At 61.0% G+C, this 11,192-nt stretch carries 10 protein-coding genes and 2 pseudogenes; 8 read left to right on the forward strand and 4 right to left on the reverse strand.

The genetic code is table 11. The features are described 5' to 3' along the window. On the reverse strand, window positions 1-761 hold a 761-nt coding region (locus M3498_10545), incomplete at its 3' end, for an ABC transporter substrate-binding protein (GenBank protein MDQ3459721.1). 249 nt (window positions 762-1,010) lie between these two features. Here M3498_10545 and recG point away from each other — a divergent pair. Then, window positions 1,011-3,410, forward strand: coding sequence for an ATP-dependent DNA helicase RecG (gene recG, locus M3498_10550; protein ID MDQ3459722.1), 2,400 nt, complete (start codon window positions 1,011-1,013; stop codon window positions 3,408-3,410). An 80-nt stretch (window positions 3,411-3,490) separates the two neighbouring features. Next, entirely contained in the window at window positions 3,491-4,627 is a 1,137-nt protein-coding gene (locus M3498_10555) for a glycosyltransferase (protein MDQ3459723.1), read from the forward strand. Here the strand turns inward: M3498_10555 and M3498_10560 are convergent. The 3 genes from M3498_10560 to M3498_10570 form a co-directional block, all read right to left on the reverse strand. Then, a complete protein-coding gene (locus M3498_10560) occupies window positions 4,624-5,121 on the reverse strand; it encodes a CAP domain-containing protein (GenBank protein MDQ3459724.1) in 498 nt (165 codons plus the stop codon). The two genes, M3498_10555 and M3498_10560, sit on opposite strands and share 4 nt — an antisense overlap. Before the next feature lie 271 nt (window positions 5,122-5,392). After that, window positions 5,393-5,812 (reverse strand): OsmC family protein, encoded by a 420-nt coding sequence (locus tag M3498_10565; protein MDQ3459725.1) that lies wholly within the window; start codon window positions 5,810-5,812, stop codon window positions 5,393-5,395. A gap of 261 nt (window positions 5,813-6,073) precedes the next feature. Beyond that, window positions 6,074-6,286, reverse strand: coding sequence for a DUF2281 domain-containing protein (locus tag M3498_10570; GenBank protein MDQ3459726.1), 213 nt, complete (start codon window positions 6,284-6,286; stop codon window positions 6,074-6,076). Window positions 6,287-6,540: 254 nt separating this feature from the next. Between M3498_10570 and M3498_10575 the strand changes: the two genes are divergently transcribed. The 6 genes and pseudogenes from M3498_10575 to M3498_10600 all read left to right on the forward strand — a co-directional run. Continuing rightward, entirely contained in the window at window positions 6,541-7,527 is a 987-nt protein-coding gene (locus M3498_10575) for a hypothetical protein (GenBank protein MDQ3459727.1), read from the forward strand. Continuing rightward, window positions 7,524-9,083, forward strand: a complete 1,560-nt coding sequence (locus M3498_10580; GenBank protein MDQ3459728.1) for a hypothetical protein — start codon at window positions 7,524-7,526, stop codon at window positions 9,081-9,083. The genes M3498_10575 and M3498_10580 overlap by 4 nt, the downstream gene beginning before the upstream one ends. After that, window positions 9,080-9,358: pseudogene (locus tag M3498_10585) on the forward strand (NERD domain-containing protein). Before M3498_10580 ends, M3498_10585 begins: the two are co-directional and overlap by 4 nt. Window positions 9,359-9,778: 420 nt before the next feature. Next, window positions 9,779-9,877: pseudogene (locus tag M3498_10590) on the forward strand (transposase). Between the two features lie 462 nt (window positions 9,878-10,339). After that, a complete protein-coding gene (locus M3498_10595) occupies window positions 10,340-10,798 on the forward strand; it encodes an ATP-binding domain-containing protein (GenBank protein ID MDQ3459729.1) in 459 nt (152 codons plus the stop codon). Then, window positions 10,795-11,192: hypothetical protein (locus M3498_10600; GenBank protein MDQ3459730.1), on the forward strand; the 398-nt coding region annotated here is incomplete at its 3' end. The genes M3498_10595 and M3498_10600, both read left to right, overlap by 4 nt.

Raw genomic sequence — 11,192 nt, forward strand, 5'->3', positions numbered from 1 at the left:
GCCTCGCCCTCCACGAGCCGGTCGGTAGCTTGCTGCCAGGAGAGGCCGGCGGCGTCGTCGTTGGTGCAGGCCATCACCCGGCCGAAGACCTCCCAGACCTCGCTGGCGCGGGGGTCGTCGAAGGCGAGCTCGCCGCTCCACAGGGCGTTGTAGTCGTCCGGACCGAGCACGCCCAGGGCGACAGACTCCCAGAGGTGCTGCTGCGTCCAGGCCTGGGCCACCACCAGCGGCGTCACGCCCTGGTCCTGCAGGGTGGGGCAGATTTCCAGGAAATCGTCCCAAGTGCCGGGCACCGCAACGCCCCATTCCTCCAGGTTGGCCGGGACATACCACATCACGTTGGAGCGGTGGATGTTGACGGGCACGGTCCAGATGCCCTCGTCGGTGCTGATCAGCTCGATGAGTTCCGGCGAGAGAACGTCGAACCAGCCCTCCTCCTCGTAGAGAAAGCTGAGGTCCTCCATCCGCCCCGCCGCCACCCAGGAGCCGATGAGCGATTGTCCGGCGTGGACCTGGAAGGAGTCGGGCGGCTCGCCGCCCAGCATGCGGGTGCGCAGGACGGCGCGGGCGTCCACCCCGGCCCCGCCGGTCACGGTGGCGTTGTCGACGGCGACGCCGGGGTTTCTCTCTTCGTAGAGGTCGATGAGCGCCTCGAGCGCGGGGCCCTCGTCACCCGCCCACCAGGAGAAGATCTCGAGCTCGCCCTGAGCCGAGCCGAAGCCGAGCGCGAGTGCCGCAAGTAGTCCGATAAGCCTGTTCATGAAACCGAGCCTCCCTTTGCTTTTCCTCGTTTGCACGCTTCACGACTGTCCGTCCGGTGCCCTGGTCCCTGCTGTGGTCCCTGCTGTGGCTCCCTGTTATCACCCTGTCGTCTCGCCGCTGGTCGGACGCGGGGTCCGGCGTTGCACTGCCAAAAACGTGTAGGACCAGCTTAGCCCTTTTGCTCCCGGCCGTAAAGGGTTTCGCACCTGCGGGCCCGTCTCCGGCGCCGGGCGGGGTAAAATGGACGGATGGCAAGCATCGACGACCTCCGCCAGCGGCTCAGGCGGCCTTTAGAGCGCGAGCGCTCGGACGGCTGCCGCGACGCGCTCGTCGTCGGCGGCCTCGAGAAGCTGGTGGACACCGTGGGCCGGCCCTTCGCCGACGTGCGCGAGGTGATGCGCGGCTACGGCGCGCTCGAGCCCTGGGCGCGCGAGGAGCGCCTCGAGCAGGCCCTGACGCTGCTCGAGCAGCCGCGTCTGGGCGAGGGCTTTGCGCCCGGCGCGCCCAGCGACGAGAGGCGTGCGCCGGAGGCCGAGCGGCCGGGCGGCCTGAGCTTGGACGAGTTGGAGCGTGAGATCACTGCAAAGGCCGTCGATCTGGGCGCGCAGGCGCCCAAGAAGCTCGCCCAGATCGGCCTGAGGAGCTACCGCGAGCTGCTCTACCACTTTCCCCGCCGCTACGAGGACCGCCGCGCCTTGCCCTACTTCTCCAACCTGACCGACGGCGACGCCGCCACGGTAAGCGGCCTCGTCACCGGCCGCAAGCTGACGCGGAGCCGGCGCGGCATGACGGTGGTGCGGGCCTTTCTGGAGGACTCGCTGGGCGCCAGGCTGACCGCGGTGTGGTTCAACCAGCCCTGGCTCGAGAAGCAGCTCTTTCCCGGCCAGCGCCTGATCATTACCGGCAAGGTCAAGCGGCGCGGGCGCCTGCTCGAGGTGAATGTCTCCCACCATGAGATCGACGAGGACAAGGAGTCGCTGTCGGCGGGGCGCATCGTGGGCATCTACCCGAGCACCCAGGGGCTCAGCCAGAGCTACCTGCGCCGGGCGGCCCACAGGCTGCTGGCGGCGGTGCCGACCTTTCCCGACCATTTACCAAAGACCGTCCTGGAACGGCAGGCGCTCGTTTCGCTGGACGCGGCCTTGCGCGAGATCCACTTTCCCAGCGACGAGAAGGCCCTGGCCCAGGCCATCCGCCGGCTCAAGTTCGACGAGTTTCTCTTTCTCGAGCTGCGCGTGCTCCTAAACCGCGACACCACCCTTCTGGGCAAGCGCTTTACGGTGCAAGACGAGGACCTGGCGACCTTTGAAGCGAGCCTGCCCTTCGCCTTCACCGGCGCCCAGCGGCGCGCCTTGCGCGAGATCCTTGCCGACATGGCCGGCGACCGCCAGATGGCCCGGCTGCTGCAGGGCGACGTCGGCTCGGGCAAGACGGCGGTCGCGGCCGCCGCCATGTACATTGCCGTCAAGAACGGCTATCAGGCCGCCCTGATGGCGCCCACCGAGATCCTCGCCCGGCAGCACTACCTGAACTTTCTCGCCTACCTCTATCCGCTCGGCCTCAGTATCGAGCTGTTGACGGGGGCGATGAGCCCGCGCGAGCGCCGCGAGGTGCGCGAGCGCCTGAGGGGCGCCCCGGCCGACCCGGGCGCCCCAGAACACCCGCACAATTCGCAAGTGGACCTGGTGGTCGGCACCCACGCGCTCATCCAGGAAGGGGTCGAGTTTCGCGACCTGGGCTTAGCCGTCATCGACGAGGAGCACCGCTTCGGCGTCGACCAGCGCCGCAAGCTGCTCTCCAGCATGCCCGACGTTCTGGTGATGAGCGCCACCCCCATTCCCCGCAGCCTGGCCCTCACCTACTACGGCGACCTCGAGCTCAGCATCATCGACGAGCTGCCGCCGGGCCGCAAACCCATCACCACCAAGCTGGTCAACGACTCCAAGCGCCGCGAGGTCTACCGCTTCGCCTGGGGCGAGATCAGGAAGGGCCGCCAGGTCTACCTGGTCACGCCGCTCATCGAGGAGTCCGAGGCCCTGGACGGCATCGTCTCGACCACGCGGATGTTCGACGACTTACGGGCCATCATGCCCCAGGGCTGCCGCACCGAGATGCTCCACGGCAAGATGCCGGGCACCGAAAAGGACAAGGTGATGGAGCGCTTCCGCCGCCACGACTTCGACCTGCTGGTCTCGACCACGGTGATCGAGGTGGGCGTCGACATTCCCAACGCCAGCTTGATGATCATCGAGAACGCCGAGAGGTTCGGCCTCTCGCAGCTCCACCAGCTACGCGGCCGCGTCGGCCGGGGCGAGTTTGAAAGCACCTGCGTGCTGATCGCCGGCGACCGCTCCAAGAAGACGCAGAGTCGCCTTGGGGTGATCGAAAAGCACAGCGACGGCTTCGTCATCGCCGAGAAGGACTTGGAGCTGCGTGGCCCCGGCGAGCTGCGCGGCACCAGGCAGTCGGGCCTGCCCGACCTGGTCCTGGGCGACCTGGCCAGCGACGGCGACATCATCGAGAAGGCGCGCGAGCTGGCCGTCACCATCCTCGACAAGGACCCTAAGCTCGAGGCCGCCTGGGCGCAGCGGCTCAAGGGCGAGCTGCAAAAGCGGGTCGAGGCGGTGGGCTTCCGGGAGATCATCTAGCCCGCCGTCTCAGCCTCGGCCAGGGGCTTGCTTCTCACGGCAGGCCGGCCGATAGGCTAGACTCTCCTAAGAGAAGCGTCATGAAGATTGGCATCGTTTCGGCAACCTACCGGCCGTCGCGCAACGGCGTGGCGACCTCGACGGCGCTCCTGGTGCGGGGCCTGCGCGGTTTGGGACACGAGGTGCGGGTGTTCGTACCCGGCCATCCCGAGGCCGAGCCGGAGCCGGGCGTCTACCGCCTGCCGAGCACCCTGTTCGGCGCGCCCAGGGACTACCCGGTGCTGCTGCCGCTGCCTCCCCAAATGAGCGCGCGCCTGCCGCTCGGCGACTTGGATATCATCCACGCCATGCATCCCTTCGTGGCGGGACGCACCGCGCTGCTCTGGGCGCGGCGGCTGCACCGGCCGCTGGTCTTCACCGCGCACACCCAGTACCACTCCTACGTCCACTACGCGCCGACCCCGGCCGGGCTCACGCGCTGGGCCATCAAGGGCCACGTCAGGCTGTTCGCGCAGCGCGCCGACCTGGTCCTGGCGCCGGGCCGGGCGATGGTCGAGACGCTACGCGGCTACGGCTACCACGGCGCGGTGAGCGTGATCCCCAACCCCGTGGATCTGGCGGCCTTTGGAGCTCTCGAGGCCGGTCGGGTGCGCCGGGCCCACGGCGTCCCCGCCGGTGCGCCCCTCTTGGTCTACCTCGGCCGCCTCGCTCCCGAGAAGAATCTGCCCGCGCTTCTGGCGGCCTTCGGACAGGTCCAGGCGGCGCGCTCCGACTGCCGCCTGCTCCTGGTCGGCGACGGCCCCAGCCGGGCCGCCCTCGAGGCTCAGGCCAAAGGCTTGCCCGTCCTCTTTGCGGGCGCGGTCGGCTACGAGGAGGTGCCGCACTACCTGGGCGCGGCCGACCTGTTCGTGACCGCCTCGACCAGCGAGGTCCTGCCGATGACCTTTTTGGAGAGCCTGGCGGCCGGCACCCCCCTCGCCGTAGCGGCCTCGCCGGCGGCCGCGGACCTCGTCGAGCCGGGCGTGAACGGTCTGTGTGGCGCGGCGGACCCGGCCAGCCTGGCCGGGACGGTCTTGGCGGCGCTCGAGCCTGAGCGCTTAGACGCGCTCAGACGCGGCGCCAGGGCCTCGGCGGCACGCTTTGAGGTAAACCGCGTCAGCGCCGCCCTAGCCGCGCACTACGGCCGGCTCGTAGAGGAGAGGCTAGCCGTCGCCTAGGGTGCGGGCCGGGCAAAGACCTGAGTCCAGTAGCCGCCGACCTTGGCGAGGCCGATCTCGGTGTAGTTCGGGCTCATCAGGTTGCGGCAGTGCTCAGGGCTCGACAGCCAAAAGCGCATCACCTTGGCAGGCGTCATATCAAAGCCCCGGCTCCAGGCGTAGTTCTCGCCGACTCGCGCCCAGCGGTAGCCCTCGCGCGTCACCCGCTCCCTCACGCTGCGGCCGTCCGAGCCCCGGGGGCTGCCCAGGGCGCGCGCGTGCATATCGCGGCTGTGCCGCTCGGCGGCCCGGCCGAGCCGGGGCTCGAGCCTGAGCGGGTGGGTCGGCGCCAAACGGCTCCCGCCGCAGTCCCGGCCGGCCGCGCGCGCCCCGTTGACCAGGCTCAGGAGCCGGTCCAAGGTCGCGGACGGTTCTGGCGCCGGCTGAGCCGCTGGAGCGCAAGCTACCACCAGCAACAGGATCAGGCCGATAAGGCCGGTGCGCGTGTTCGTCACGGCTCGAGCTTAGCAGAGGGCCCTGGCCGGCGACGTGAAAACCCGCAACCAAGGCTGAACGCCGCCAGGTCCTACAGCGGTTTTCAGAGACACTAAGTGAAGTCGCATCTCAGCGCCTTTATCCCCCCGCCTTTATCCCCCCGCCTTCGGCACCCCCCTTTGAAAGGGGGGCAGGGGGGATTTTGCAGCTCGCTCAACCCTTAATACAATCGCTACAGGCAACCAAAAGCCCCCGGGCGCACCGGGGGCGGGCTGTTCTGCCTTGATGGGCTTAACTGACGAGCGTGGCCTCGAGCTTGATGTCTATGTTCGTCGAGAGCGACTTCGAGACCGGACAACCGCTCTTGGCCTTCTCGGCTTCCTCCTTGAAGGTGCTCTCGTCGATGCCGGGCACCTTGGCCTCGGTGCGGAGTTCGATGGTGGTGATGGCGCCGTTCTCGAGGTGGACCCTGGCCTCGGTCTTGACGAAGTCGGGGGTATAACCGGCCTGGCCGAGGTTGCCCGAAAGCTTCATTGAGAAGCAGCCCGCGTGGGCCGCGCCGATCAGCTCCTCGGGGTTGGTGCCCGCGCCGGTCTCGAACCTCGAGGCGTAGGAGTAGGCGCCCTCGTAGGCGCCGCTCTGCAGCTTCATCTTGCCCTTGCCCTCTTTGAGCGAGCCGTTCCATTCCGCGTTGGCTGTGCGCACTGCCATGATGTGCTCCTTTCAGGGTGATATTTCGCCGCAGTCTAACCTCGACGTCATCTCCGGTGAGTAAGCTGCGCTCCAAGAGCCGAGCTTGAAAGGCGGAGGCTGTTTCCTCTAGAGGTTCATGCACTGAGCGGGGCTCTTCCGGCCCAGTTCGGTGTGATCGAAATCGGCATCGAAGCTTACCAGCGTCAATGAGTGCCCTATGGCAGCAACGTACTCATAGGCGTCGTCGAAATCGAGCCCATATAGTTCCCCCAGGAACACTCAATCTCCCCACCAGTCCAGCACCTTCTTTTGCAACTCCAGTGAAGTGTGCCGGTTACGAAACTCCTTGAGTTCCCCGGCCCAATCCAGGTTGAGGTGAGACTTCTTGCGTTTGGTTCTGGCCTCGAGCAAGAAGGCGGCAAAGTCGTAAACTTCCCGCTGAAGTTCTGGAGGTAACTGTTTAAGCACAGCGCTCAAGTCTCTGGCGGTCATAGACCCTATTTTAGCAGGCCAGCACAGATTTGTGACGCCAACGCTTGTTGATTTTGTTGATACTTTCATGGCGTCTCGGGCAAGGCGGCGACAGATTTAGCAGCCACAGAGTCAATGTGTACTTTACGCAGCTTGATTGGGTTGATAAAATGCAGAATTAGAAATATTATAAGCTATTCTTGTTTGACGTCTTGCAGAAATTTGTCGTGGAGGTCTTTAAATGATACCGAATTATCCTTGGTTTAGGGGAGATAGTGCTCGATAGCTGGTGCGTTTATCAGGGCGATTGGAATGATATTCCATGGTGGTGTAACGCCTATAGCAAGTTGGGAGCTGTCGTTGCTAGACACAATAGTCAGGAAAGGCGGCTCATCGTTGCCTTGGTAGTGCCGACACGAGCATATGCTGCGGCTTTTATTGCGACCGGCCTCATTATAAGGCGGGCCTCTGTCGCTGTAGAAAAGGTTGGACCCGATGATCACTTTGCAATGCTCCGCAATTTACCGCCCGGTGCAGCAGTGACCTACAGAGATGTCAAAGACGACAAGATAAGAGATGGCATCTTCGTCGGCTATCAGGAGACAGCCTATTCTCCTGTGATTGGAGTACGGAAAAATAATGACCATTGTATTGATTGGCTGCCTTTGCATATGTCTATGCGAGTTCAACCTTCAACAAAAGAGATAACCAAGCTTCCCAAGAATCAAAAAGGTCGCCCTATCCTCGGTGAAGATACGCTACTGGGTATCTCTTTGAATGGCATGGATATTTTTGACTACTGCACAGCTTCACGCTTAGAATGTGTTCTTGTCGGTAACAAAAAGGTGCTTTGTTATGAGCTCGAGCAGACGTCATTTGCTGTTCGAAAAGAAGAAAAGCCTTTCTCTCAAGGTAGGTTGCAAGATATCTTGCGCGTTAGGGAACTGCTTAGTGACGGAGGAGGCTATAAGACAAGCCTTATAAGCGATAGAGTCAAACAGATTTCCGTGACCAAGTCTGACGATAAACCTTTTGTAACTCTCTTCGATGGGGCAGCCGGATTTCTGAGGTGGCGCGATTACTGGCGTGGCTCGAGCTGGTTGGTCGTGCTCGATAGAACCGAGAGCGGCTTTGAAGAAGCGGTCGCGGCGCTTAACAGAGAATACCGCAACAACTGTATTGATATTGATGGCGCCCTGCCGGATTTTTCTTTTTTGCCCTCGCAAGTGGATGTTCTTGCTTACGAGGAGCTCAGGGAGTGACCGCAGTTGACTTGGCGACGGCTTCTGTCCTCTACCGTTATGCGGAAAAGGCCAGCGTAGAACAGCGCCTTGTTACCCATGATACTCTAAAGAGGTTTGCCCTGTTGCTACGAAAATTCGAGCGGGGCCTGGGTGAACTAGCCAAAGAGGATTACTGGCGGAATTACCTGTCTCCTCTAAGGCGTTACCGGTTCGAGCGCTGTGCGGCCCCACTGCCGTTCAACCACCTGGGTGCTCACCACGCAGAACTGTTCAAGGAACTGCGCCATAAGTTGAAGCATTGCGAACAGATATATCCGCGTTATGCCGAGAGTGCCCATCGATTGCTTGGAGACGCCGAAGTATTGACCTTGCTGGAACAAAACCCTCTTTTAGACCGCGTAAGAACACTGGACCTGTACGACAAGAGGAAAAGGAGCGCATTGCTTCTTAAAGAGCCCCGCCTGGTGCTACAGGTCGAGCGGAACTTAGCTGCAACTGCCGATTTGTGTCACCTTGTCGTCGTGACGGTACCCCAACTTCGGACCGGTCAGCTTTTTGACCAGATAATCGTAATCGGACCGATGCGCTGGTTTCGCGACCATGACTATGTATTTACCTCACCTCGAGCGCCAAGCTTTCAGATCGTGAGGTACGGTTTTTTGGGTGACAGTTGGGAGCCCAGGCCAGTCTTTACCGGCAAGGGAGCAAGAGTTCGCCGACCATCAGATGTTGCGGCAAGTAGATATGAAGCTGCCCCGGAGACCGAAGTTGTCGATGCGCTGGAGATGCTGCCGATGATTGATTGGAGTGACCTCTCGGCAAAGGCGGCTCGTCTAGTTCAGATGGGCGGGGAGCAGGAACTTGTGGAGGGGTACTTATTTCTGCTCGAGGGTGACCAAGCGGTATTTCTCGACAGCTCAGAGTCCAGCAGTGCACTAATTGTTGATGTGCAAGGCGGTGCGGCTGAGGAAGCGGTGCGCCGCGTTCAGGTCTCCAAGCTCGAGGTCGAGATGTTTCTGATTTTGCGCACCTCCGGCGGCGGTGATTACATCGTTCCTTTGGCAGACCAGATTCTGGGCCAGCGTGCGGTATCCGCGAGGCAAATCCAGACGCACTGGAAAGGGTTGTTGCGTAGGGCTGTCATGAGTAAGGGGATGGCTTACTCCGTTCGCACGCTGCTGCACCTGGGAGCCAAAAACGCCAATGAGGTTAATGTCCGCAACTGGATATCCGCAAAAACCATCCGCTCACGTCATCTCGAGGACTTCAACGCGATTATGAGCTTTGTAGAGCTCGATGAAAAGGCCCAAGATTACTGGCAGAATGCCAAGGCGATTGGCAGAGCCCACCAAATGGCAGGACAACGCATTCGTAAATTGCTGCTCGAGAAGGTTAAACAAGCCGATCTCGGGCGGCTCGAGCAGCTTGGGCACATGTCCTTCGAGCTGCCCGAATTGCAAGGGAGTGGCATGGCCGCGTTTCGCATCAAAGGGAGGGGAGAGGGCATCTTGGAGATTCCCTTGTCGCAAATCGGTCATGTCTTTGACCCGGAGGGGGACCTATGGCACAGATGATTCCTCCGGTTGTGCATCCCGGCACCTCGAGCCGAGGAGAAGAGGAAGTTTTCCGTCGCTTACAGCATGATCCCGATACTTACGGCTGGACCGTTCTTCATTCGCTCGACACCGCGCAGCATGTCAAGCAGGTGTTTGGTGAGATTGACTTCGTTATTATTGTGCCCAATAAGGGCGTGCTATGTTTGGAGGTCAAGGGCACCACGCAGCTCAGGCGCGAGCATGGGCTTTGGTACTACGGTAACTCTTCACCTGATGCTCGCGGACCGTTTAAACAGGCCGCCAATGCGATGCACTCAGTTCGCGAGCAGGTCACGACACGTGAACCAAGCCTGCGCAATATCGTTTTCTGGTCGGCGGCCTGTTTTCCGCTGATTGATTTTCATGAGGCATCTGTCGAATGGCATTCCTGGCAGGTGATTGATAGACGTGCGATGCAGGCTCAAGGGATGGGCAAGCTTGTAGAAGGAGCCCTGAATAACGCACGTAAATTCTTGGCGAATTGCCGAGCAGCCTCCTGGTTCAGCGCCAACTCGTCTGAGCCGTCAGCTAAGCAGTGCGAAGCTATCTGTCACATCTTGCGCCCACAGTTTGAAATTTTTGAGAGCCCCAAGTCGCGCAAGCACAGGTTGAATGAAGAGCTCAAGCGCTATACCGAAGAGCAGCTTATAGCTCTAGATGCGATGAATGACAATGAACGTGTCGTTTTCACTGCCCCTGCTGGAACAGGAAAAACTCTGCTGGCGTTGGAAGCTGCGCGGCGTGCATCGGCGGCAGGAAGGCGCGTTCTTTTCCTTTGTTTCAATCGCTTTTTGGGGCAAGTGTTCAAGAGCCAAGCCGAGACTTTGCCTGGCGTGAGGGCTGGAACGCTGCACAGCTACATGATAAGCCTCACGGGTTTATCTCCTGAAAATGGCAATGTGTCTTTCTGGGAAGAGCAACTGCCTGCCGCCGCGTCGGAACGCCTACTCGAGATGAGCGATGGTGAACTCTTCGACGAACTCATCGTGGACGAGATTCAGGACGTTCTGCGAGAGAACTATCTGGACTTCCTCGACCTGAGCTTGAAGGGCGGACTGGCCGCAGGCAGGTGGCGGATGTTTGGCGATTTCGAAAAGCAAAAGATTTATGGGGGTTCGCACCTACCTTTAGAAATGTTTCTGAAGACAAGGGGCGGGTACGCCCCCATTTACTCGCTGCGCATCAACTGCCGGAACACACCACGCATCGCTGCAACCGCGCGGTGGCTCGGACAAATGAATCCCAACTACAGTAGGATTTTACGGCCTGACAACGGGGTCGAGGCAACCTTGGTCTATTACCAAGACCCAGGCGACCAGCAACGATTGCTCATCGCCTCACTCAATGCGCTATACGACGACGGTTTTAGCGGCAGCGACATCGTAGTTTTGTCGCCAAAGCTTAAGGGTGTTTGCACGGCTATCACTCGGCCGCCTTGGAGCGACCGGCTGACGCCGTTTCGCCTCGATTTGGATGGGCATGTGGGCTACTGTTCCATTCACGCCTTCAAAGGTCTTGAAGCCCCTGCCGTTATTGTGACGGATATCGAGCAAGTCGCAGGTGAGGAGGCGAGTCAACTTTTCTATGTGGCGGTGACGCGATCTTTGCATCGCCTGACGATTATCACTAATGAATCAGCAAGGGCTGAGGTCACCGCCACGCTTCAGCGCGCCTTAATCGGGGGCAAATCATGAACCATATTGCCAACAGATCGCTCATTGTGGACGCCTTATGTGAGGAGCTGGTGGGGCCGTCACCACAAGGACGAGCGATAAGCTGCGCGGGCCATGTCAGCTTCTCTTCCAACGAAGCGTTTTATGGTCCTTGGCGGCAAGAGAACGGGGAAGAAATTTTGCAGCGCGACCCGCCCATTGTTCGCTATGGTGTTGGCGTGCTCTATCCGATGAAGAGTGAATTTGAAAAGGAGGAGACCGCGCCTGAAGAAGGTGCGCCTGTGGTTGATGAGGGCAGGGACATCACTACAGACAAATTCGTTCAGGAAGTGGAAGCTATAGAAAAGAGAGCCGGACAGAATGCCGAGCCTGAAGGGGACGACCTCGAGTTGCCTACGGCAAATGCTGTTCAACC

The organism is Deinococcota bacterium, from assembly GCA_030858465.1.
Classification (GTDB): Bacteria; Deinococcota; Deinococci; order Deinococcales; family Trueperaceae; genus JALZLY01.

Bases quoted from the DNA above. Each gene is read 5' to 3' on its own strand.
- recG (MDQ3459722.1), top strand. From the start codon at position 1,011: ATGGCAAGCATCGACGACCTCCGCCAGCGGCTCAGGCGGCCTTTAGAG.
- M3498_10570 (MDQ3459726.1), bottom strand. From the start codon at position 6,286: ATGACCGCCAGAGACTTGAGCGCTGTGCTTAAACAGTTACCTCCAGAA.
- M3498_10595 (MDQ3459729.1), top strand. From the start codon at position 10,340: ATGAATCCCAACTACAGTAGGATTTTACGGCCTGACAACGGGGTCGAG.
- M3498_10565 (MDQ3459725.1), bottom strand. From the start codon at position 5,812: ATGGCAGTGCGCACAGCCAACGCGGAATGGAACGGCTCGCTCAAAGAG.
- M3498_10555 (MDQ3459723.1), top strand. From the start codon at position 3,491: ATGAAGATTGGCATCGTTTCGGCAACCTACCGGCCGTCGCGCAACGGC.